Annotated in this window: 18 protein-coding genes and 1 pseudogene; 12 read left to right on the forward strand and 7 right to left on the reverse strand. The window is 73.7% G+C overall.

The features are described from left to right. Positions 1-51: 51 nt before the first annotated feature. A complete protein-coding gene (locus AB0A94_RS28250; protein WP_217135124.1) occupies positions 52-507 on the reverse strand; it encodes a DUF6643 family protein in 456 nt (151 codons plus the stop codon). Positions 508-803: 296 nt separating this feature from the next. On the opposite strand from AB0A94_RS28250, the gene AB0A94_RS28255 reads away from it, so the two are divergent. Beyond that, positions 804-2069, forward strand: coding sequence for a TerD family protein (locus tag AB0A94_RS28255; protein ID WP_361748720.1), 1266 nt, complete (start codon positions 804-806; stop codon positions 2067-2069). Between the two features lie 17 nt (positions 2070-2086). Here AB0A94_RS28255 and AB0A94_RS28260 read toward each other — a convergent pair whose 3' ends face one another. Continuing rightward, on the reverse strand, positions 2087-3304 hold the full coding sequence (locus AB0A94_RS28260; protein WP_361748721.1) for a glycosyltransferase: 1218 nt from the start codon (positions 3302-3304) through the stop codon (positions 2087-2089). 16 nt (positions 3305-3320) lie between these two features. Between AB0A94_RS28260 and AB0A94_RS28265 the strand changes: the two genes are divergently transcribed. Further along, positions 3321-4115, forward strand: a complete 795-nt coding sequence (locus tag AB0A94_RS28265; protein ID WP_361748723.1) for an aspartate/glutamate racemase family protein — start codon at positions 3321-3323, stop codon at positions 4113-4115. Between the two features lie 49 nt (positions 4116-4164). Further along, positions 4165-4710, forward strand: coding sequence for a hypothetical protein (locus AB0A94_RS28270; RefSeq protein ID WP_361748724.1), 546 nt, complete (start codon positions 4165-4167; stop codon positions 4708-4710). Positions 4711-4874: 164 nt separating this feature from the next. On the opposite strand, the gene AB0A94_RS28275 is transcribed toward AB0A94_RS28270, so the two are convergent. Beyond that, the gene (locus AB0A94_RS28275; RefSeq protein WP_361748725.1) at positions 4875-5921 is read right to left on the reverse strand and encodes an O-antigen ligase family protein; all 1047 of its coding nucleotides are present in this window, start codon (positions 5919-5921) and stop codon (positions 4875-4877) included. Positions 5922-6194: 273 nt separating this feature from the next. On the opposite strand from AB0A94_RS28275, the gene lnt reads away from it, so the two are divergent. The 4 genes from lnt to AB0A94_RS28295 all read left to right on the forward strand — a co-directional run bounded on the left by lnt (position 6195) and on the right by AB0A94_RS28295 (position 11296). Continuing rightward, positions 6195-7808, forward strand: a complete 1614-nt coding sequence (gene lnt / locus AB0A94_RS28280; RefSeq protein ID WP_361748726.1) for an apolipoprotein N-acyltransferase — start codon at positions 6195-6197, stop codon at positions 7806-7808. Positions 7809-7873: 65 nt separating this feature from the next. Further along, positions 7874-8353: an NUDIX domain-containing protein gene (locus AB0A94_RS28285; protein WP_361748727.1), complete on the forward strand. Its 480-nt coding sequence runs from the start codon at positions 7874-7876 to the stop codon at positions 8351-8353. Positions 8354-8407: 54 nt separating this feature from the next. Then, entirely contained in the window at positions 8408-9208 is an 801-nt protein-coding gene (locus AB0A94_RS28290) for a 3-hydroxybutyrate dehydrogenase (RefSeq protein WP_361748728.1), read from the forward strand. Between the two features lie 87 nt (positions 9209-9295). After that, a complete protein-coding gene (locus tag AB0A94_RS28295; protein ID WP_361748729.1) occupies positions 9296-11296 on the forward strand; it encodes a GAF domain-containing protein in 2001 nt (666 codons plus the stop codon). Positions 11297-11339: 43 nt separating this feature from the next. Here the strand turns inward: AB0A94_RS28295 and AB0A94_RS28300 are convergent, their stop codons facing one another. Next, positions 11340-12719, reverse strand: a complete 1380-nt coding sequence (locus AB0A94_RS28300) for an MFS transporter (protein ID WP_361748730.1) — start codon at positions 12717-12719, stop codon at positions 11340-11342. A 237-nt stretch (positions 12720-12956) separates the two neighbouring features. Next, positions 12957-14255, reverse strand: a complete 1299-nt coding sequence (locus AB0A94_RS28305; protein ID WP_361748731.1) for a nucleotide disphospho-sugar-binding domain-containing protein — start codon at positions 14253-14255, stop codon at positions 12957-12959. A gap of 801 nt (positions 14256-15056) precedes the next feature. On the opposite strand from AB0A94_RS28305, the gene AB0A94_RS28310 reads away from it, so the two are divergent. Then, complete coding sequence (locus tag AB0A94_RS28310; RefSeq protein ID WP_361748732.1) at positions 15057-15971, forward strand: phosphopantetheine-binding protein; 915 nt, start codon at positions 15057-15059, stop codon at positions 15969-15971. Next, positions 15853-16116, forward strand: a pseudogene (locus tag AB0A94_RS28315) (NAD(P)-dependent oxidoreductase); the annotation flags it as partial. The gene AB0A94_RS28310 and the pseudogene AB0A94_RS28315, both read left to right, overlap by 119 nt. Here the strand turns inward: AB0A94_RS28315 and AB0A94_RS28320 are convergent. Then, positions 16053-16364 (reverse strand): hypothetical protein, encoded by a 312-nt coding sequence (locus AB0A94_RS28320; RefSeq protein WP_361748733.1) that lies wholly within the window; start codon positions 16362-16364, stop codon positions 16053-16055. The pseudogene AB0A94_RS28315 and the gene AB0A94_RS28320 sit on opposite strands and share 64 nt — an antisense overlap. 110 nt (positions 16365-16474) lie before the next feature. Between AB0A94_RS28320 and AB0A94_RS28325 the strand changes: the two genes are divergently transcribed. Next, positions 16475-19291, forward strand: coding sequence for a SpoIIE family protein phosphatase (locus AB0A94_RS28325; RefSeq protein ID WP_361748734.1), 2817 nt, complete (start codon positions 16475-16477; stop codon positions 19289-19291). 95 nt (positions 19292-19386) lie between these two features. Here AB0A94_RS28325 and AB0A94_RS28330 read toward each other — a convergent pair whose 3' ends face one another. Next, entirely contained in the window at positions 19387-19782 is a 396-nt protein-coding gene (locus AB0A94_RS28330) for a hypothetical protein (RefSeq protein WP_361748735.1), read from the reverse strand. A gap of 502 nt (positions 19783-20284) precedes the next feature. Here AB0A94_RS28330 and AB0A94_RS28335 point away from each other — a divergent pair. Both AB0A94_RS28335 and AB0A94_RS28340 read left to right on the forward strand, forming a co-directional pair. Next, the gene (locus AB0A94_RS28335; RefSeq protein WP_361748736.1) at positions 20285-20797 is read left to right on the forward strand and encodes an SRPBCC family protein; all 513 of its coding nucleotides are present in this window, start codon (positions 20285-20287) and stop codon (positions 20795-20797) included. A 75-nt stretch (positions 20798-20872) separates the two neighbouring features. Then, the gene (locus AB0A94_RS28340; RefSeq protein ID WP_361748737.1) at positions 20873-23215 is read left to right on the forward strand and encodes an FdhF/YdeP family oxidoreductase; all 2343 of its coding nucleotides are present in this window, start codon (positions 20873-20875) and stop codon (positions 23213-23215) included. Positions 23216-23245 lie beyond the last annotated feature (30 nt).

Consider the following 23245-nt stretch of genomic DNA (forward strand, 5'->3'; position numbering starts at 1 on the left):
GGCTGAGGATCGAGGAGGACTTCGCGCACCGGGTCGGTGCCCCGGGCAGGCTCAGTACCCGCGGTACTGCTGGCTGTTGTACGGGTCCTGGTAGGGAGCGGGACCCGGCCGCGGAGCCGCGGGGCGCATCGCCTCGTAGCCGGCGGGCGGAGCCGGACGCGGCGGCTGCGGCTGGGGGCCGGGGTAGCCGCGCGGCGCGGTCGCCTGCTGCGGGATGTACGCGGCGGGGGCCTGCTGCGGGACGTACGCCGCGGGCGCCTGCTGGAGCGGGGCGGGCTGCGGCGCCTGCGGGTAGCCGTAGGAGGGCTGGGATGGGGCCGCCGGGAGGGCGGGCAACGCCGAGGGGAGGGCGGGCAGATGGCTGGCCGGTGCCTCGTACGCGGCGGGGACCCGGATCGGGGCGATCTGCGGGGTACCACGCTCGGCCACGAGCGAGTCGTAGATCGGGGTGTCCGGGAAGGCAGCGGAGTAGTAGCCGCCGCCATAAGTGGAGCGGGGGGAGGTCATGGCACATAAGTTAAGCCCACGATGTGCTGGTTGGGGAGACCGATAAGAGGGTTGTTTTCCGTGCCCGCCGTGACTGGAGATCCCCAATACGAGCGAACTTGTGGAAAACGGGCACATCGACGGGGGTATTTCGTGTAAAGGCCGAGTTCCGGGCCGGTTACCGGCGGTTGGCCAGGGGGTCCCGCGCGCACCCATGGGCGTTCGCCGCGTGGAGGAATAAGTTGTGCGGACGAGGGCCGACGGATGCCGGGACCCGGCCTGGCGCGGCGACCCGTGAATTGGGGGCGGACATGTCAATGCCGAAGGGATCGAACACACCGGTGCCGACGACGGCACTGCGGGTGGACGTGGGCCGGCGCTCGGGCCCCGGCGTACCCGACGCGGACGCCTCGGCCCTCCTGCTGGCCGGCGGGAAGGTCCGCTCCGACGACGACTTCGTCTTCTACAACCAGCCCGCCCACGCCTCCGGCGCCGTGCGTCACGAGGGCAAGCGGGACGCGGGAGGGCGGGTCACCGACACCCTGCTCGTCGACCTCGCACGCGTGGAGCCCGGCATCGAGGCGGTGATCCTGGCCGCCTCCTGCGACGGCGGCACGTTCGGACAGGTCCCGGACCTGTCCATCGAGGTCAAGGACGCCGGGAACGGCACCGTGGCGGCGCGCTTCGACAGCACGGGCGCGACCACCGAGACGGCGTTCGTCCTCGGCGAGTTCTACCGGCGCCAGGGCGCCTGGAAGTTCCGCGCCGTCGGCCAGGGCTACAGCAGCGGACTCGAGGGCCTCGCCACCGACTACGGCATCACGGTGGACGAGCCGCAGCACACCCCCGCGGCCCCCGCCGTCTCCGCGGCCCCGGTGCCGCCCGTCGCGCCCCCGGTCACCGTGTCCCCGCCGCCCGCGCCGGCCGCACCCCCCGCGCCGGTCCGGCTGACGAAGGTGACGCTCACCAAGGCGGCCCCCTCCGTCTCCCTGACCAAGCAGGGCGCCACCTCGGGCACCCTGCATGTGAACCTCAACTGGGAGGTGCGCAAGCAGTTCTCGGGCTGGGCCGGGAAACTGGGCCGCCCGGTCGCCCTGCACTCCGACCTCGACCTCGACCTGTGCGCCCTGTACGAACTCACCGACGGCCACAGGGGCGTCGTCCAGGCCCTCGGCAACGCCTTCGGGGCACTGCACCAGCCCCCCTTCATCCACCTGGACGGCGACGACCGCACCGGTGCCGTGGCGAGCGGCGAGAACCTCACCGTCAACCTCGACCACAAGCACCTGCTCCGGCGCGTCCTCGTCTTCGTCACCATCTACGAGGGCGCCCGCTCCTTCGCCGACCTGCACGCCACGGTCACCCTCCGGCCGCAGCACGGCGCACCGGTCGACTTCTCCCTCGACGAGTGCACCGTCCCCTCGACGGTGTGCGCGCTCGCCCTGATCACCAACACCGGCGGCGGCGAGCTCGTCGTCCGGCGCGAGGTCCGCTACCTGGTCCCCGAGCGCGGAGTGAGCCCGCAGCGCACCGTCGACCACGCCTACGGGTGGGGCATGAACTGGACCCCCGGCCGCAAGTGAGGTGAGGTGACGCGCGGTCAGCCCTCGTCGGGCACGGCGTCCGGACGCGCGTAGGTGCGGCCCTTCCAGGCCGCACCGCGCCCCCGGTGATGCCGCACCGCCGAGTCCACCGTCATCAGCAGGTACAGGAACGCGGTGAACGGCAGCAGGGGAGCGAGCCACGGCGGCTGCCGGTAGTACCGGAGCATCGGGACGTACGTCCCCGTCATCACCAGCCAGGCCGCCGCACCGAGGACCGCCGCCGTCCCGCTCCCCGTCACCGCGCCCGCGACCACCGCGACGGGCGGCACCAGATACACCAGCGTCAGCCCGGCGACCGTACCGGCCAGCAGCACCGGGCTGTGCCGCAGCTGCGCGTACGCGCTCCGCGCCACCATGCGCCACAGATCGCGCAGCCGCGGATACGGACGCACGCTGTCCACCCGGTCCGCGAGCCCCAGCCAGACCCGCCCGCCGCCCCGCTTCACCGCGCGGGCGAGCGCCACGTCGTCGATGACGGCCCCCCGGATCGCGTCCGGGACCCGCGCCCGCCCGGCCGCCTCGGCGCGCAGCAGCACACAGCCGCCCGCCGCGGCGGCCGTCCGGGTCCCCGCCCGCCCGATCCGGCGGAACGGGTACAGCTGCGCGAAGAAGTAGACGAACGCCGGTACGACCAGGCGTTCCCAGAGGCTCTCCACCCGCAGCCGGGCCATCTGCGACACGATGTCGAACCCACCGGTACGGGCCGCCGCCACCAGCCGGCGCAGACTGTCCGGGGCGTGCGCGATGTCGGCGTCCGTCAGCAGCAGGTACTCGGGGTCACGCGCGCGTGCCAGTGCCATGCCGTGCCGCACCGCCCACAGCTTGCCGGTCCAGCCGGCGGGCGGCTCGCCCGGGGAGTCCACCGTGAGCGGCAGCCCGCCGTGCCGGTCCGCGAGCTCCCGCGCGAGCTCCCCGGTGCCGTCCGTGCTGCCGTCGTCGACGAGGAAGACCTCGGCCCGGCCCGGATAGTCCTGGGCGAGCAGCGAGGGCAGGCTCGCGGGCAGCACCGCCGCCTCGTCCCGCGCGGGGACCACGACACACACCGGCGGCCAGGTCCCCGGGTCGCGGGACGGCGGGAGCCGTACGTCGGTACGCCAGAAGAAGCCCTGGCAGAGCAGTAGCCACCACCAGGCGGCGAGGGATCCGGCGGCACTCCACACGACGGCGCTCACCTGCCGCAGTCTGCCCCACGGCAGGGGCCCGAAGCGGCTCATCGTCTATCGTGGCCGGGTGAAGATCGCGCTCATGGACTCCGGAATCGGTCTGCTGGCGGCCACCGCCGCGGTACGGCGCCTGCGCCCCGACGCCGGTCTCGTCCTCTCCCTCGACCCCGACGGCATGCCCTGGGGACCCAGGACCCCGGAGGACCTCACCGGGCGCGCCCTCGCCGTCGCCGAGGCGGCCGCCGCGCACCGGCCCGACGCGCTGATCGTCGGCTGCAACACCGCCACGGTGCACGCCCTCACCGCCCTGCGCGCCCGCCTCGAGCCCGGCCTGCCGGTCATCGGCACCGTCCCCGCGATCAAACCGGCCGCGGCCGGCGGCGGACCGCTGGCGATCTGGGCCACACCGGCCACGACCGGCAGCCCCTACCAGCGGGACCTGATCGAGAACTTCGCCGACGGCGTCACCGTCACGGAGGTGCCGTGCTGGGGGCTCGCCGAGGCCGTGGAGCGCGCGGACGAGACGGCGATCGACGCCGCCGTCGCCGCGGCCGCCGAGCTCACCCCGGACGACGTGACGACCGTCGTCCTGGGCTGCACCCACTACGAACTGGTCGCCGAGCGCATCCGGGCCGCCGTGCAGCGCCCCGGCCGCCCGCCGCTCGCCCTGCACGGCTCCGCCGGAGCGGTGGCCGCCCAGGCCCTGCGCCGCCTCGGCGAGCAGCCCGACCCCCGGGCGCCGGCGAGCGGCACCCTGACGGTGCTGCTGAGCGGACGCGAGGGCGCGCTCCCCGCGGCCGCCCTCACCTACGCGGAGGGCCGGCTGCTGCGGCACGCCGCCGCCGCCCGGACGGCGCAGTAACGCCGTGCAGCGCGGTACCCGCCGAGCGGATCCTGAGTAACCTCGAATCATGAGGGACCACCGCCACGGCGGGCATGCCCCGCACCCCGAGATCTGGACCGGTCGCGCGACCAACCGCTTCCAGTGGTTCCTGGCGCTGATCGGCGCCGCCTGCCTGGCGCTCGGCATCGTGCTGGCCGTCGACTCCGCGTGGACGTCCGGCATCGCGCCGCTGGCCATGGCCGTGGTCGGCTGCATCGCCGCCGGGCTGCTGGTCCTGTTCGGCACCCTCGCCTTCGTGCACGTCGCGCTGCGGGTCGACGAGGACCACCTGGAGGTGCGCTGCGGCCACATCGGCGTGCCCCGCCGCCGCATCCCGCTCTCGCACGTCGCGGGCGCGGAGTTCGCCCCGCACGTCACCCCGCGGCACTGGGGCGGCTGGGGGTACCGCTGGCGGCCCGAGAAGGGCACGGCGGTCGTCGTACGCCGGGGTGAGGGCATCATCCTGCGCCTGTGGGACGGCCACACCTTCACGGTGACGGTGGACGACGCGGAAGCGGCGGTGACGGTCATCCGCGACCGCCTCCGCCCCCACAAGCCAGGCGCGACCCACTGACCACCGCGTACCCGCGCGCAGTGGTGTCTCCGCCCCGTGCTCCGCGGGCAGTCGTGCCGCTGGGGCGGCACGGGTGGGCGCGACGGCACCCCGTAAGCGCCGGGCCGCGCGAACACCCCCCGCGAGCGCCGGTCACCCGCGCGAGCGCACCCCGCGAGCACCGGTCACCGCACCACACGCCCCCGCGCGGACGGCCCGGCGTCCTCCGCGAACGGCCGGGACGTGGCCAGCCCCGCCAGCACCCCGCCCCCCACGGACACCGCCGTGAAGCTCAACGCATTGCCCACCGCGGCGATCACGGCGAGAGCGGTCAGAGCCGCCCCCGCACTGAGCACCACCGGCGTAGCCCGCGGACTGCGCCACAGCGCGTACAACAGCCACCCGAAGGCCAGCCCCAACAGCACCACCCCCACGACCCCCTGCTCCGCCGCCAGCTGCAGCGGCGCGGAGTGCGGCCTGCCGTCGGACAGCGGTGACCGGCCCGACACCGTGCTCAGCTCCCCGAAACGCCCCGGCCCCACCCCCAGCCCCGCATGCTCCCGGAGCATGCCGAGCGCGTCCCGCCACAGCCCCACGCGGTGCGCGGTCAGCCGCCCCTCCAGCGATGCGGCGAATCCTTCCGGTACGGCGTCACCGGCCACCGTCCAGATCACCCCCGTCACCCCGGCGGCCGCCACGGCCAGCCCGGCGAGCACGGGACCCCGGCGCCGTACCCGGCCCACGGCGAGGGAGCACAGCAGCACCGCCGCGCCGGCGACGCACCCCGGGACGGAGCCCAGTACGGCCGCGGTCGCCACGACCCCCGCGGCCAGCAGAAGCAGCGCCGACCGCACCGCCGGCGCCGAGGCCGCCCAGGCCGCGCAGCAGGCGGCACCGGCCGACAGGGCCAGCATCGCGGCCGTCGCACCGGCGTGCCCCAGCGGAGCGGTGATCTGGGGTCCCGGCACCGGTCGCGGCACCGCCACCGTCAGGCCGACGCCGGCCAGGGCACCCGCGCACGGCGCCGCCACCGGCAGCAGCGCCCCGCCGATCCGGCCCGCCGCGTAGCCCGCGGCCACGGCGAGGACCGCGAGCAGCATGCCCTCGGGGCGGCCGCCCCGGGCCGCCGCCGTGATCAGTGGCCAGGCCGCGCAGATCCCCAGCACCGCGACCCCCGCCGCGTCCGGACCGATCCGTCTCTCGCCGTCCGCATCCGGACCGGCGGAAGCCATCCCCGTGGAACCCACCCCGCACCCCGCACCGCGTCGTCGCCCCCGGCCTGTGACGGGCCCCGGCCGCCGCCGGCGCCGCGACGGGCCGCACGACCAGGGCACCGCGGCACACCGTAGCGGCTGGTGCCCGGTTTGGGGATGTGTGGTGACAAGTCGCGCGGAAACGATGCGGCACGCGGCCCGCGCACCCGGAGGGAGCGCGGGCCCGCCCGGCGTCCCGCGCCCCGCCGACCGTGCTGTCGGCCGCCAGGTCACGCGCCGTAGACTCCCGGAGTGACCGTCACCGCAACCTCCGTCGGCGAGTCGGACCCGATGCCGCCGCAGACCGCGCCACCGGCGCGGGGCAGGCGGCTCGTGCGCCTCCTCCCAGCCGCCGCAGCCGCGCTCTCGGGCCTGCTCCTCTACGTCAGCTTCCCGCCCCGCACCCTGTGGTGGCTGGCCGTGCCCGCCTTCGCCGTCTTCGGCTGGGCGCTGCGCGGCCGGAGCTGGAAGGCGGCGCTCGGCCTCGGCTACCTCTTCGGCCTCGGCTTCCTGCTGCCGCTGCTGGTGTGGACCGGTGTGGAGGTCGGCCCCGGCCCGTGGATCGCCCTCGTGGTGATCGAGGCGGTCTTCGTCGCGCTGGTCGGCGCGGGCGTCGCCGCGGTGTCGAAACTCCCCGGGTGGCCGGTGTGGGCGGCGGCGCTGTGGATCGCCGGCGAGGCGGCACGCGCGCGCGTGCCGTTCAGCGGCTTCCCCTGGGGCAAGGTCGCGTTCGGCCAGGCGGACGGTTTCTTCCTGCCGCTCGCCGCGCTCGGCGGCACCCCGGTGCTGGGCTTCGCCGTCGTGCTGTGCGGCTTCGGCCTGTACGAGATCGTCCGGCTGTCCCTGCGGGCCCGGCGCACCGGGACCGTACGGCGGGCCGCGGCGGCCGTCGGCGTGCTGAGCGTCGCCGTGCCGCTGGTGGCCGCCCTCGCCGCCCGGTCGCTGGTCAGCGACAAGGCCGAGGCCGGCACCGTGACCGTCGCCGTCATCCAGGGCAACGTGCCCCGCCTGGGCCTGGATTTCAACTCCCAGCGGCGCGCGGTCCTCGACTACCACGCGCGGGAGACGGAGCGCCTGGCCGCCGACGTCGCGGCCGGCAAGGCCGAGCAGCCCGACATCGTGCTGTGGCCGGAGAACTCCTCCGACATCGACCCCTTCACCAACCCCGACGCGCGCGCCGTCATCGACAAGGCGGCCAAGGCGATCGACGCGCCCGTCTCGGTCGGCGGCGTGGTCGACAGGGACGGCGAGCTGCTCAACGAGCAGATCCTCTGGGACCCGGCGAAGGGCCCCGTCGACACCTATGACAAACGGCAGATCCAGCCGTTCGGCGAGTACCTCCCGCTGCGCCCCCTCGTGGGGGCGGTCAACGAGAACTGGACGTCGATGGTCCGCCAGGACTTCAGCCGGGGCGGCGAGCCGGGCGTCTTCACCATGAACGGTGCCGGCGTCGGCCTGGTCACCTGCTACGAGGCCGCCTTCGACTGGGCGGTGCGCGACACGGTCACCGCAGGCGCCCAGCTGATCTCGGTGCCCAGCAACAACGCCACCTTCGGCCGCAGCGAGATGACCTACCAGCAGCTCGCCATGTCCCGGGTCCGCGCCGTGGAGCACAGCCGCGCCGTCACCGTGCCGGTGACCAGCGGGGTCAGCGCGATCATCATGCCCGACGGGGAGATCACGCAGAGGACCGGCATGTTCGTCGCCGACTCGCTGGTGGGGGAGGTGCCGCTGCGCACCTCCCAGACCCCGGCCACCCGCCTCGGCATCCTCCCGGAGATCGCCCTCGTCCTGGTCGCCGCGGGCGGACTGGGCGGGTCCGTCGCCGCCGGGGTGCGCGGGCGACGCGCCGGGGACGTGCGGTAGTACGCCCGCCGCACGCCCCCTGAAGTGCCGGGGAGGGCCCTGACCGGCCGGTTAGGGTCGGGGACATGGCTACTCCTGACTTCATCCGCGCCCTGCGTGCCTCCGCCGGTCATCAGCTCCTCTGGCTCCCCGGGGTCACCGCGCTCGTCTTCGACGACGAGGGCAGGGTCCTGCTGAACCGCCGGGCCGACACCCGCAAGTGGTCGGTGATCGGCGGCATCCCCGACCCCGGGGAGCAGCCCGCGGCCTGCGCCGTGCGGGAGGTCGAGGAGGAGACCGCGGTGCGCTGCGCCGTCGAGCGGGTCGTCCTGGTCCAGGCGCTGGACCCGGTGGCGTACGACAACGGCGACGTCTGCCAGTACATGGACATCACCTTCCGCTGCCGTGCCCTCGGCGGCGAGGCACGGGTCAACGACGACGAGTCGCTGGAGGTCGGCTGGTTCGGCGTGGACGCGCTGCCGGAGCTGAACGAGTTCGCGCACTTTCGGATCAAGCAGGCCATGTCCGACGCACCCACATGGTTCGACCCCACTGGACTTGGCTGAACTGTAGGGCCTGACCACATGGGGCGGCGTACGGGTGCTGCCTAGGGTCGAGACATGACCGCGTCCCATGCCCTTCCGGCCCCCCATGCCATCCCGCTCGACCTCGGTGGCCGTACCGCCCTCGTCACCGGCGCCGCCGGCGGCATCGGCCGCGCCTGCGCGCTGCGGCTCGCGGCCGCCGGGGCCGAGGTCAGAGCCGTCGACCGGGACGCCGCCGGCCTGGAGACGCTCGCCGAGGCGGCCCGGGACGCCGCGGGCGCCGTCGAGCCGCACGTCCTCGACCTCACCGACCTGGACGCCGCCGAGCTCGCCGCCGCCGGCACCGACGTACTGGTCAACAACGCCGGGCTGCAGCTGGTCCGCCCCATCGAGGAGTTCCCGCCCGACGTCTTCCACACGGTGCTCACCGTGATGCTGGAGGCGCCCTTCCGGCTCATCCGGGGCGCCCTGCCCCACATGTACGGCCAGGGATGGGGCCGCATCGTCAACGTGTCCTCGGTCCACGGTCTGCGCGCCTCGGCCTATAAGTCCGCCTATGTGGCCGCCAAGCACGGTCTGGAGGGGCTGTCCAAGACCACCGCCCTCGAAGGCGCACCTCACGGCGTCACCAGCAACTGTGTGAACCCCGCCTATGTGCGCACCCCCCTGGTCGAGAAGCAGATCGCCGACCAGGCCCGGGCCCACGGCATCCCCGAGGAACGCGTCCTGTCCGAGGTGCTGCTGCGGGACAGCGCCGTCCGACGGCTCATCGAACCGGAGGAGGTCGCCGAGGCGGTGGCCTATCTGTGCGGCCCGCAGGCGTCCTTCGTGACCGGCACCTCACTGGTCCTGGACGGCGGCTGGACCGCCCACTGAGACATCGGCCGTCAGCGGCCGGCCGTCGGCCGACAGGGTTTTCCACAGGCCTGACGGGGCGGCCGCGGGATGAGGAATCCTGTGGGCATGTCCCGCGATCACGCGCAGTCCGCCGAGCGTCCCGCCCCCGCTGCCGGAGCGCCGGGCCGGGCACATGCCGACGCCGGCCCCGAGCCCGGCCCCGCCTCGGGCAGCGCCGAGGCGCCGTTCCTGGAGCTGCTGGCCCGAGGCGCCTCCGCCGAGGCGTACGAGCAGCCGGTGCTGCTCGCCCGCGCCGAGGGACTGCCCGCCGGGCGGATCGCCGCCCTCCAGCAGGCCAAGGTGCTCGCCCTGCGGGTGCGCGCGGAGCTGGAGGGGCGCCGCCGCCGGGAGGCCGAGCTGTCCGCCCTCTTCGAGACCGCCCACGACCTCGCCGGACTGCGCGACCTGGACGCCGTGCTCCGGGCGATCGTGCAGCGCGCCCGCTCCCTGCTCGGCACCGACGTCGCCTACCTCAGCCTGAACGACCCGGCCAGGGGCGACACCTACATGCGGGTCACCGAGGGCTCGGTCGCCGCCCGCTTCCAGCAGCTGCGCCTCGGCATGGGGGAGGGGCTCGGCGGCCTCGTCGCCCAGACCGCCCGCCCCTACGTCACCGACGACTACTTCCGCGACGACCGCTTCCAGCACACCCACAGCATCGACACCGGCGTGCGGGACGAGGGACTCGTCGCGATCCTCGGCGTGCCCCTGACACTGGGACACCACGTCATCGGCGTCCTGTTCGCCGCGGACCGGCGGTCCCGGGTCTTCGAACGGGAGCAGATCGCCCTGCTCGGTTCCTTCGCCGCCCTCGCGGCGGCCGCCATCGACACCGCCAACCTGCTCGCCGAGACCCGCTCGGCCCTCGCCGGCCTGGAACGCGCCAACGAGATCATCAAGGACCGCAGCGCGGTCATCGAGCGCGCCTCGGACGTCCACGACCGGCTGGCCGAGCTGGTCCTGCGCGGCGGCGGGGTGCACGACGTGGCCGCCGCCGTCTCCCAGGTCCTGGCCGGCACGGTCGAGTTCACCGAGGCCACCGCGGCACCCGACCGGGCCCTGGAGTCCTCGCGGGCGGAGGGCCACGCGGTACGGCACCGGGACGACTGGATCGCCGCGGTGGCCGCCGGCGACGAACTCCTCGGCGCGCTGGTCCTGCGCGGCCACCCCGGCCTCGACCCCGTCGACCAGCGCACGCTGGAACGCGCGGCCATGGTCACCTCACTGCTGCTGCTCGCCCGCCGCTCCGCCGCCGAGGCCGAACAGCGCGTCCGCGGTGAGCTGCTCGACGACCTGCTCGACGCCCGCGACCGGGACCCGCGCCTGCTGCGCGAGCGCGCGGCCCGGCTGCACGCCGACCTCGACGCCACCCACGCCGTGCTCGCCGCCCGCCTCGAGGGCCCCGCCGCCGACGCCGACGAGGAGGCCGCGGCCCGCAGACGGCTGTGGGCCGCGGCCTCCCACCTCGCGGCCACCCGGCAGGGCCTCGCCGCCGCACGCGACGGCGGCACCGTCCTGCTGCTGCCCCTCGCTCCCGGCGACACCGCCACCGAGCTGGCCCGCCGCACCGCCCGCCACCTGGGCACGGCCGTCCACGAACCGGTCACCGTCGGCGCGTCCGCCCCGGTCGAACACCTCACCGGCCGCCCCGACACCGTGGCGTCGGCCTACGCGGAGGCCCGGCGCTGCCTCGACGCCCTGCGCCTCCTCGGCCGCTCCGGTGACGGCTCCGCCGCCGAGGACTTCGGCTTCCTGGGGCTGCTGCTGGCCGGCGAGCGGGACATCGCCGGCTTCGTGACCCGCACCATCGGCCAGGTCGTGGCGTACGACCGACGACGCGGCACCGAGCTGCTGCGCACCCTCGACGCCTACTTCGCCTGCGGCATGAGCCCCGCCCGCACCAAGGACGAGCTCCACGTCCACGTCAACACGGTCGCCCAGCGGCTGGAACGCGTCGGCCGTCTCCTGGGTGACGACTGGCAGAGTCCGGCGCGGGCCCTGGAGATCCAGCTCGCCCTGCGCCTGCACCGCCTGTCGGCGGGCACCCCGCCTCCCGCGCGGTACTGACCCCCGTACGCGGGGCGCGTACGGGGGCCGGTGCCCTGAGGGATCAGACGGTGCGCGCCTCCCGGACCGCCTCGACCGGCTCGCCCGCGCCACCCGACGGGTCCGCGTCCGCCAGGTCCCGGTTCCGGGTCTCCTTGGCGACCGCCACGGCGACGATCGTCAGCAGGCTCGCCGCGATGACGTAGAGCGAGATCGGCGTGGAGCTGCCGTAGTCCGAGAGCAGCGCCGTGGCGATCAGCGGCGCCGGCGCGCCCGCCGCGACGGAGGCGAACTGGGCGCCGATGGAGGCACCGGAGTAGCGCATCCGGGTCGCGAACATCTCGGAGAAGAAGGCGGCCTGCGGCGCGTACATCGCCCCGTGCAGCACCAGCCCCACGGTCACCGCCAGCAGCAGGCTGCCGAAACCGCCGGTGTCGACGAGGGCGAAGAACGGGAACATCCACAGCCCCACCCCGGCCGCGCCGATCAGATACACCGGACGCCGGCCGAGCCGGTCCGACAGCGCGCCCCAGGCCGGGATGACGGCGAAGTGGACCGCCGAGGCGATGAGCACCGCGTTGAGCGCGGTCTGCTTCGAGACCCCGGCGGACGTGGTCGCGTACACGAGGATGAACGCGGTGATCACGTAGTAGCTGATGTTCTCCGCCATCCGCGCCCCCATCGCCACCAGCACGTCACGCCAGTGGTGCCGCAGGACCGCCACGACCGGCATCCGCTCCGTGCCGGTGTCCGCCTTGCGGGCCTCGGCCCGCTCCAGCGCCTGCTTGAACACCGGCGATTCATCGACGGAGAGACGGATCCACAGACCGACGATCACCAGCACCCCGGACAGCAGGAACGGGATCCGCCAGCCCCAGGCCTCGAACGCGGAGTCCGACAGCACGGCGGTCAGCAGCGACAGCACACCGGTCGCCAGCAGCTGCCCCGCCGGCGCACCGGTCTGCGGCCACGAGGCCCAGAACCCGCGCCGCCGGGCGTCCCCGTGCTCGGACACCAGCAGCACGGCACCGCCCCACTCGCCGCCGAGCGCGAACCCCTGGACCAGCCGCAGCACGGTGAGCAGCACGGGCGCGGCGCTGCCGATGGCCGCGTGCGTGGGCAGCAGTCCGATCGCGAACGTCGCCCCGCCCATCATCAGCAGGCTCAGCACCAGCAGCTTCTTGCGCCCGAGCCGGTCCCCGTAGTGCCCGAAGACCAGCGCGCCGAGCGGCCGCGCGGCGAACCCGACGGCGTAGGTGAGGAACGACAGCAGCGTGCCGACGAGCGGGTCGGAGTCCGGGAAGAACAGCTTGTTGAAGACGAGCGCGGCGGCGGAGCCGTAGAGGAAGAAGTCGTACCACTCGATGGTGGTGCCGATGAGGGACGCGGCGACGATGCGCTTGAGGTTGTTCGGGGCGGGTGGAGCGGCTGCGGGCGACGACATCGGCACCACTTCCTGGCGTTTCGACGGGGACGTTTGCGTGTCGCCACACCGTAGGAACACGCAGGTGAGAGGCGTATGTGGTGGGACACCATAGTTCCGGGTACAGGAGTGCGCGCGCCCACCATGGAGAGGGCGTCGAGGTCCCCTCGATGACTTGGATGAGGCCGCGAAGGAGACTGAGCTGTTTCCAACCCGGCGGCGGCGCACGGGGCTCGGTTCGCCCGAGGGCCGATGGGGTCAGCCCGTGGCGGCCCGCTCGATCAGGTCCGCGGCCGTGTGCAGTCCGTCGCGCGCCCGGATCGTCTCGCCGGTCCCGGTGAGGGTGCGCCGCAGAGCCGTGTCGCCGAGCAGGCGGTCGATCGCGTCGTGGAGCCGGGCGTCGGTGAAGCGGTACGGGTCGAGCCGGACGCCGTAACCCAGTTCGGCCATGCGCTGGGCGTTGTCGTGCTGGTCCCAGAACAGCGGCAGCAGGATCATGGGCTTGCCGAAGTGGAGGGCCTCGGTGGTCGTGTTGTTGCCGCCGTGCGTGATGACGAGGTCGACGAGCGGGAGGATCCGGGGCTGCGGCAGGAACTCCTCGCCCCACATGTTCGGCGGCAGCTCGATCTCCTCGTGCAGCGGGCCCTTGGAGACGATGTAGCGGTGCGGGGTGCGGGCGAGCGAGGCGATGACCCTGCGCATGAGGTCCACGTCGGCCGAGCCGAGCGATCCGAGGCTGAAGTAGATCAGCGCGCCGCCGCCGTCGGCCAGGCCGGGCGGCAGCGTGAACCCCTCCCGCGTCTCGCGGACCGAGGAGTCCAGCCGGTGCCAGGTGGGGCCCAGCGGACGGGCGTCCGTGTAGTCGGCCGACTCGGGATAGACGTACAGGTTCAGATCGCCCTCGTGGATGAACTCCAGGTCGGGCAGCGGACGCGCGCCCTGCTCGGTCACCCAGGCGTTGAAGTCGCTCCACAGGCTCCGGTGCGTGCGGTCGTATTCGGCGCGGAACCCGTCCCACTCGCTCCGGTCCCCGGCCGGGTATCCGGAGAACGGCGGCGGAACGCGCTCGCCTTTCACCTCCAGCGGGTTGCACGAGACGATCCGCACGAAAGGAACGCCCGCCGTGGTCAACGCCGGGAAGCACACGACGTTGTCCTCGACTATCACGTCCGGCCGGACCCGGTCGATGATCTCCTTCAGCTGCGGTTCGCAGTACCGGGCGCCGGAGATCAGCTCCTCCCACACCGGCTTGATCCAGGTGCCCAGCTGCTCGATGGTCGGCTTCCGGAACTCGGGCGCGGTGTCGCGTACGAAGTCCTTCCAGAACTGGCCCGCGTCCTGGGGCTGTTCGGGCGGCGGGGCCAGATCGACCAGGTCCTCCTCGAAACCGAACGGCGTGAGACGGCCCTTCCAGGACGCCTCCGCGGCGAACACCACACGGTGCCCCCGGCGGCGCAGGACATCCCCGATCCCCACGCAGTTGTTCGTCGGCCCGTACGCGCTCTCCGGTGCGAAGAGGACGGTCAGGGGCCGTGCCGGCCCTCCCGTAGGCGACAAGCCCAACTCCTTTGCATGTGAAGGACGTTGCGAAGTCTCGCACCGGATCCGGACGCCGGGCAAGACCGCCGGAACCGTCGTCCGGCGGCGGGCCCGGGAGACGCACCCCAGACCGCCGACGGAGAACACGGTCGCCTTCCGGGCGCCGAGCGGGTCCTGCAGCCGGGTCGCCTCCGAGGCCATGAGCGAATCCGGGGCCCGGGATTCGACCACCACGAGGGCCTGCAGGTCGGCGGGGTCCAGGCCGACCTCGGCGAGGACCCGCCGGGCGGCCGCGAGCGCCGGCCCGTCCGCGCCGAGGGCGTCGTCGGCGGTGACCCTCTCGATGTCCAGCGACCGGCAGGTGCGGCCGGCGGGCGGCGAACGCGCGGAGCGCCTGCGTCACCGGCGGGCCGGCGGACTGCGCGGCAGGCGTGGTCAGGAGGCTCGGCGGGGCCTGCTCGGTGTCGCGCGCCAGGTCGGCCAGCCCGCGGTTCGGTTCGCTCAGCACGGCACCGACGAGTGTCACGGACCGGGAGAGCGGAGCGTGCATGGTACGGGAGTCGAAGAGGTCGACGGCGTACTCGGGACAACCGCTCATCGGTCTGTCGGCGTTGTCGTAGATGCCGGGGGCGGCTCGGTCTTGGCCGTGCCGGGCGCGACCCCGGCGAGGTCCTCCCCGGGCACCGGCGTCGGCCCCGGCAGGGCGCGGGGGCGGGACGCGGCGTTCTGACGGGGGCGCGTGACGGTGTACAGGGGGTGCCGGGAGGGATCACGCTGCGGCTTCAGTTCAGCGACGACCTTCCCGGAGGGAATCCTCTCGTGGTCGAGGACGCCGGTCACGGTCCGGGCGCCGCGCCGCACCGGCTCGAGGAAGCCACGGGTGGGATCGACCGGCGTGCGGAAGGGCAGCACGTCGTTGAAGTGGCCGAGCAACTCGTGACCGGCTTCCCCCCGGACGTCCCCGGCGGCGACGAGGCGATGCCGCACCAGGTGCTCACTGCCGTACGGAGCAGTGTGGTGCTGCACCGGGGTTTCCGGCCCTTCCTGGTCCTGCCGCTGCCGAAGGACGCATTCCCCAAGACCGGTCTCGGCGAGATCCAGTGCTCCCTGACGCGTCAGCGCCCGGAGCCGGGCGCGTACGAGACCGAGGCGCACGCCGCCACCGAGCTGACGACCCGCGTGCCGGGCGGCCACACCCCGCCCGAGGACGCCACCGAGCAGGCTCTGTGCGAGATCTACGCGGAGGTACTCGACGTCGCCCCCGGCTCGCTCAGTGCCGGTGCCGCCTTCTTCGACCTCGGCGGCACCTCGCTCGACATCCTCCGCCTGCGCAGCAAGGTCACCGAGCGCCTCGGCGCCACCGACCTGGAGATCAGCACCCTGCTGCGGGCCCTCACGGTCCGCGCTCTCGCGCAGCCGCTCACGCGGGCGGCGGTGTCCGGCACCCCCGAGTACGACCCGGTCGTGCCGATGCAGACGAACGGCACCAAGACCCCGCTCCTCTGCGCGCGTCTCGGGGTCAGCGAGATCCTGGTCTTCGTCAACCTCGTCAAGTGCTTTGTGGGCGGCCGGCCGCCTCATGGCACACTGCCGGACCGCCGGGGCGTTCCTGTACGTGTCCACCGGCGCCCCGTACGCGCGACAGACACCGGCCCACCCCTCCACGGAGGACGACCCGGTCGACGGCGTCGCCGACTGGCTGCCCGCCCGTCCCGGCGGGAAGATCGCGACTGAGGGCCCGGTGCGCGCCTTCAACCAGGTGCTCGGCCTGCCCACCACGATCGCGCGGCTTCACATCGCCTACGGTCCCGGCGGTTACGGAGGCGTCCCGATGCTGTACTTCGAGCGGATGCCGGCGGGCGAGGCGATTCCCGTGCCGGTGGACGGGCAGAACCGGTGCTCCTTGCCGCACACCGGTGACGTCGTGGCGCGGATCCCTCGTCTCTGGCGGGCCGCGGCGACGCCCGCGACGCCGGTCAACCGAGGTGGTGACGAACCGGTCGGCATCACCGACTGCATCGAGTACGTGTCCGAACCCGCGGGATCGGACAGCACGGTGCGCAACTCCTCGTCCTCGGGCCGTCTGCCGTCGAGCACGAGCAGGACGGGGAGACCGGCCGCGGTCACGGCGAGGTCCTTTGTGATCTCCCGGACGTCGCGGGCGCACGCAGGGCCGTCCGGTGTCGGTTCGGGTCCGGCCGTCGCTTCCGGTCTGCAAAGCGAGGTAGAAATTGGTCATGGAAGGAGAGCGGTCATTCCGCCCGAACCGACGGTCGCGAGACCGCTTCGACCAATTCGGGACCGGCGGCTCGCGTCGCGGCCCGAGGCCGGGGCTGCGCTCACTGCTGAGCCCGCGCACCACGGCGGGGCAAGCGTTCCTGCTCCAGATCGTCACCGTGTTGCTGCTGGTCGGAGCCGCGGTGGTGGCCTCGGTGGTCCAGGCCGACGGCGACAACGAGAGAGAAGCCGAGCGCATGTCGGTGACGGCGGCCGAATCCTTCGCGAACGCTCCGGGCACGGCCGAGGCGCTGGACGCCCGGAATCCGACGGCCGTCCTCCAGCCGCGCGCCGAAGAGGTCCGGCAGCGGGCGGGCGTGGACTTCATCGTGGTCATGAACACCGAAGGCGTCCGTCTCACCTACCCCGATCCGAAGGAGATCGGGAAGAAGTTCGTCGGCACCATCGAACCGGCACTGGAAGGCGGCACCGTCGTCGAGCGGGCCGGCGGACCGGCGCTGCCCGCCGGCGAAGGGGAGGCCGTGCAGGCCGTGGTCCCGGTGACCGGTGCCGACGGCTCCGTGGTCGGTCTGGTGTCCGCGGGGATCACGGTGGAGAACGTGGGCGACATGGTCGATCGGCAGCTGCCGATCATCCTCGCCGCCGGCGCGGCCGCCCTCGTGCTGTCCACCGCGGGGGCGGCACTGGTGTCGGGCCGGCTGTGGCGGCAGACGCGCGGCATGGGCCCGGCGGAGATGACCCGGATGTACGAACACCACGACGCGGTGTTGCACGCCGTGCGGGAGGGCGTACTGATCACCGGGGCGGAAGGGCGGGTGCTGCTGGTCAACGACGAGGCCCGACGGCTGCTGGACCTTCCGGCGAACGCGGAGCGGCGCCGGGTGGCGGACCTGGGGCCGGACGAGGAGACGGCGCGGCTGCTGGCGTCGGACGAGCCGGTCACGGACGCGGTGCGTCTGGTCGGGGACCGGCTGCTGGCGGTGAACAAACGGTCCACGGCCCCGTACGGGGGCCGGGCGGGCAGCGTGGTGACGCTTCGGGACACCACGGAGCTGGCGACGGTGACGGGGCGGGCGGAGGTGGCACGGGAGCGGCTGAAGCTGCTGTACGAGGCTGGGGTACGGATGGGCACCACGCTGGATGTGACGCGTACCGCTCAGGAACTGGCGGAGGTGTCCGTGCCGAGGTTCGCCGACGTCGTCACCGTGGAGCTGTGGGATTCCGTCCTGCGGGGCGAGGAGCCGCCCGGCGGGGGCACCGAGTTGCGGCGCATCGTCGTCCACGGCCGGGAGGGCGACTACGGCCTTGCTCCCGCCGGCGAGCTGATCCGGTTCTCGCCCGCCGGCCCCGGCGGTGCCGCGGCGGCCGACTGCCGGGCGGTCCTGGAGACGGATCTGAGGACGTCCGACGGCTGGTGGGCACAGGACCCCGAGCGCGGGCGGCGGGTGCTGGAACAGGGGGTCCATTCCCTCGTCGTGGCGCCGATGCGGGCGCGGGAGGAACTGCTGGGAGTGGCCCACTTCTGGCGGGCGGACGCCTCCGCACCGTTCGAGGAGGAGGACAAGTCCTTCGCCGAGGAGCTGACCGCCCGTGCGGCGACCGCCATCGACAACGCCCGCCGTTACACCCGCGAGCACACCATGGCCGTCACCCTGCAGCGCAGCCTCCTGCCCCGGGGCATGCCCGAGCAGAACGCGCTGGAGGCGGCCTACCGGTACCTGCCGGCCCGGGCGGGGGTGGGGGGCGACTGGTTCGACGTCATCCCCCTGTCCGGCGCCCGTGTGGCGCTGGTCGTCGGCGACGTCGTCGGCTACGGCCTGCACGCCGCGGCCACCATGGGCCGGCTGCGCACCGCCGTGTACAACTTCTCCACCCTGGACATGCCGCCCGACGAGCTGCTGAGCCATCTGGACGAGCTGGTGGCCCACATCGACACCCACGAGGCCGCCGCCGCGGAGCAGGACGGGCAGGAGATCACCGGGGCCACGTGCCTGTACGCCGTCTACGATCCCGTCTCCGGTCAGGTGACCGCCGCCACCGCAGGCCACCCGGGGCCCGCGGTCGTCCGCCCGGACGGGAACGTGACCTTTCCCCGCCTGCCGGTCTCCCCGCCGCTGGGCCTGGGCGCGGCCCTGCCCTTCGAAGCGGCGGAGCTGACCCTGCCCGAGGGCTCGAAACTGGTGCTCTACACCGACGGGCTGATCCGGGACCGGAACCGCCACCGCGACCCGGACGCCGGCCTGGAGGCACTGCGCGCCGCCCTGACCGGGCCCGACCGCACCCCGGAGGCCCTCTGCACGGCGGTGATCGAGGCCATGCTGCCCGACCGGCCGAGCGACGACATCGCGTTGCTCGTGGCCCGCACGCGTCGCCTCGCCCCCTCGGACTTCGCCGAGTGGGACGTGGCCCGCGACCCCGCGGCGGTGGCGCCGGTCCGCGCCGCCTGCGCCCGGCAACTGGCGGACTGGGGTCTGGAGGACATCAGCTTCACCACCGAGCTGATCCTCAGCGAGCTCATCACCAACGCCGTTCGCTACGGCGGCGACCCGATCACCGTGCGGCTGGTGCGCGGCCGGAACCTGATCTGCGAGGTGTCCGACGGCAGCAGCACCTCACCACGCCTGCGCCGGGCCAAGACCACCGACGAGGGCGGCCGCGGCCTGTTCCTCGTCGCCCAGTACGCCGAGCGCTGGGGCACCCGCTACACCCCTGCGGGCAAGGTCATCTGGACGGAGCAGTCCCTTCACGGCGGTGCGGCGGAACCCAGTGACTTCGGCGCCACCCTGCTCGACCAATGGAACGACGAAACCCTCTGACGAGGACGGTCCCCGGGCCGGACCCCGGGGTTTTCGTGTGCCGGCACGCGCCCGGTGCCCGTCCGCGGTGGACGGGCCGCCGCCGTACGGCTCCGTCACGAGGGCCTGGGCGTCGGCGGACCCCGCACCCGGCCCGCCACCGGCACCGGCACTGGCCCGCCACCGGCACCGGCCCGGAGCGCGGCCGCGCGTGAGGGCTGTGCGCGCCGGACCCGGGGCACCACGCCGCTGACGCCGGTGGTGGCGTCGAGCCACAGCGCCCGGGTACCGGCCGCGGCCGACGGCTGCTCGTCCCGGCCGCAGGACACCCGGTGCGGCGAATGGCCCGCCTCCCGAGTCAGCAGGAACTGCCGCAGGACGACGAACTGCTGCCGCACGACGAGGAACTGCCGCACGACGAGGAACCGCCGCACGACGACGAACTGCCGCAGGACGAGGAACCGCCGCTGGAGCAGCCGCTCGACGAACCTCCGCCCGCGCCCGTCTCCCACCAGGACGAGTGGGCGAAGGAGCTGCCGGCGTCGTGCGCCGACGTTCCGCCGCGCGGGCCGGGCCCGGTACCCGGGCCGAGCACGGTCGCCCGCGTGCCCAGATCGTCCCAGGCGCGGCGCCACGCCCGCCGCACCATCCAGGTGACCACCGTGACGAGCGCCAGTACGCACCCGCCCACCCACACGAACACGATCAGCATGACGTCCCCCCTTCCGCCGGGCCTGCGCACCGGCTGTCCGCAGGATGCCCCGCGTTCCGGCGGCCCGAAGCGGCCTTTGAGCAAGTCCAGAGCTTCGGCTCCCTCCCCGCGGCGACGCGGTCCGCCGTCCGCTGTCCGGGGCAGCACGGCGGAGCGCGCCCCGGTCACCCGTATGCCATGCGGTCCAGGGGCTTGAGACGGTGCTTCCCGGATACTCGGTGGGGCGAGCGCGGACGAATGCGCCCGGTGCCGCGCCACGCGACCACCGGTGACGGCGAGGAGACGGGCAGGGTCCTGAGTCCATGAGCACCACCGAAGAGTCGATCGACATCGACGTGCCGGTCCAAGTGGCGTACAACCAGTGGACGCAGTTCAGGACGTTCCCCCGCTTCATGGACGGCGTCAGACGCGTCGACCAGATCCAGGCGGCGACGACCCACTGGGTGATCCGGCTCGGCCCGAGGACGTACGAGTACGACGCGGAGATCGTGGAACAGGTCCCGGACCGGCTGGTCCGCTGGGAGGTCCGCGACGAACCCCGGCACACCGGCACGGCGACCTTCGAAGGACTCGACGCGGGCCACTGCCGGGTGACCCTGCGCATCGACCTGCGGCCCGGGGGAGTGGTGAGGCGGGCGGCGGCCGCACTCGGCGTCGCCCGCCGTGCGGTCCGCACCGCCCTGACGTCCTTCAAGGAGTTCACCGAGGGGCAGGGCCGCGAGACCGGCGCCTGGCGCGGCGAGATCAGCAAGGGCCACGTCCGGCCCACCGAGGGCCGGAGCCGTCCCCACGTACCGACCTGGCCGACCGGCTGACCGGCCCGTCCGCCCGGCCGGATCGGGGGCCGCGTGCGGGCGCCGGGGGGCACGACACGGAGCGAGGAGAGCACGTTGCAGAAGCCGTCGAGCGAGGAACCGGCCGACGACCGCCTCGAGGTCACTCCGCCCGAGACCTGGGCCGCGGGCGTACCGGCGGTGTACCACGCGATGAAGTACTCCCTGGACCAGACGTCGGCCCGGCGCACGGGGCTCACGCTGCTGAACCTCAACCAGGTCCGGGGCTTCGACTGCCCCGGCTGCGCGTGGCCCGAGCCCGAGCCGGGACACCGCGCCATGAACGAGTACTGCGAGAACGGCGCCAAGCACACCAATGACGAGGCCACCTCACGCCGTGTCACACCCGATTTCTTCCGCAGGTACCCGATCAGCGAGCTGGCCGGGAAGTCCGACCGGTGGCTCAACCAGCAGGGCCGCCTCACCCGGCCCGTGGTCAAGCGACCCGGCTCCGACCACTACGAGCCCATCAGCTGGAGCGACGCCCTCGACCTGCTCGCCGACGAGCTGAAAGCGCTGGACTCCCCGAACGAGGCGGTCTTCTACACCTCCGGCCGGGCCAGCAACGAGGCCGCGTTCGCCCTGCAGCTCTTCTCCCGCGCGTTCGGCACCAACAACCTGCCGGACTGCTCCAACATGTGCCACGAGTCCAGCGGCACCGCGCTGAACGAGACCCTCGGCACGGGCAAGGGCGACGTGTCGCTGCGCGACATCCACCACGCCGACCTCATCCTGACCGTCGGCCAGAACCCGGGCACCAACCACCCCCGGATGCTGTCCGCGCTGGAGGAGTGCAAGCGCCGCGGCGGCAGGATCGTCGCCGTCAACCCGCTGCCCGAGGCGGGGCTGGCCCGCTTCAAGAACCCCCAGCGCCCCCGCGGCGTCGTCGGCCGCGGCACACGGATCGCCGACCGCTTCCTCCACATCAGGCTCGGCGGCGACCTCGCGCTGTTCCAGGCGCTCAACCTCCTGCTCCTGGAGGCGGAGGAGGCCGCGCCCGGCACCGTCCTCGACCGGGACTTCATCGACGCCCACACCGAGGGTTTCGAGGAGTTCGCCCGGCACCTGCGCGCCACCGTCTCCTGGCCCGAGGTCGAGAAGGCCACCGGGCTGGCCCGCGCCCGGATCGAGGAAGTGCGCGACATGGTCCTCGGGAGCGAGCGGGTGATCGTCTGCTGGGCGATGGGCCTGACCCAGCACAGGCACGGCGTGCCCACCATCCGCGAGGTGGTCAACTTCCTGCTGCTGCGCGGCAACGTCGGCAGGTTCGGAGCCGGTGCCTGCCCCGTGCGCGGTCACAGCAACGTGCAGGGCGACCGGACCATGGGCATCTGGGAGCGGATGCCGGACCACTTCCTCGACGCCCTCGCCCGCGAGTTCCGCTTCGAGCCGCCCCGCGAGCACGGCTGGGACTCCGTCGCCTCCGTCCGGGCCATGCGCGACGGCCGCGCCAAGGTCTTCCTCGGCCTGGCCGGGAACTTCGTCCGTGCCATCTCGGACAGCGAGGTCAGCGAGGCCGCCATGCGCACCTGCCGGCTGACCGCGCACATCTCCACCAAGCTCAACCGCTCCCACGTCGTGTGCGGCGAGACCGCCCTGATCCTGCCCACCCTCGGCCGCACCGAGCGGGACGTGCAGGCCACCGGCGAGCAGTTCGTCACCGTCGAGGACTCCATGAGCCGGGTCCACGCCTCCCGCGGCGTCCTCGAACCGGCCTCCAAGCACCTCCTCAGCGAGGTCGCCATCCTCAGCCGGCTGGCCCGCCGCACCCTCGGCGACAAGGTCCCCGTCCGCTGGGAACGCTTCGAGGCCGACTACGACTGCGTCCGCGACCACATCTCCCGCGTCGTCCCCGGCTTCGAGGACTTCAACACCCGCGTCCGCCGCCCCGGCGGCTTCTGCCTGCCCAACCCGGTCAACGAGGGCGTCTTCCCCACCCCCGCCGGCAAGGCCCTCTTCAGCCGCAACGACTTCGAGGCCCTGACCGCCCCGCCCGGCCATCTGATCCTGCAGAGCCTGCGCTCCCACGACCAGTGGAACACCGTTCCGTACACGGACGACGACCGTTACCGCGGCATCCACGGCTCCCGCCGCGTCGTCCTCGTCAACCGGTACGACATGCGCGAACTGGGTCTGGAGGAAGGCGCGCCGGTCGACCTGGTCGGTGCCTGGGAGGACGGTGTCGAACGCCGGGCGGAGAACTTCCGGGTGGTCGGCTACCCGACCTCACGGGGCTGCGCGGCGGCCTACTACCCGGAGACCAACGTGCTGGTGCCGCTGGAGAGCGTGGCGTACCGGAGCAACACGCCGACGTCGAAGGGGATCGTGGTGCGGCTGGAGCCCCGGGAGGGGGCGGCCCGTGCGGCGGCGTCGGCGGTGGGAGAGGGCGCGCCGTCCTGATCCCGGCCGCACCGTCCGGCGGTGGGCGCG

It is taken from the genome of Streptomyces sp. NPDC044984, assembly GCF_040646935.1.
Taxonomy (GTDB): domain Bacteria; phylum Actinomycetota; class Actinomycetes; order Streptomycetales; family Streptomycetaceae; genus Streptomyces.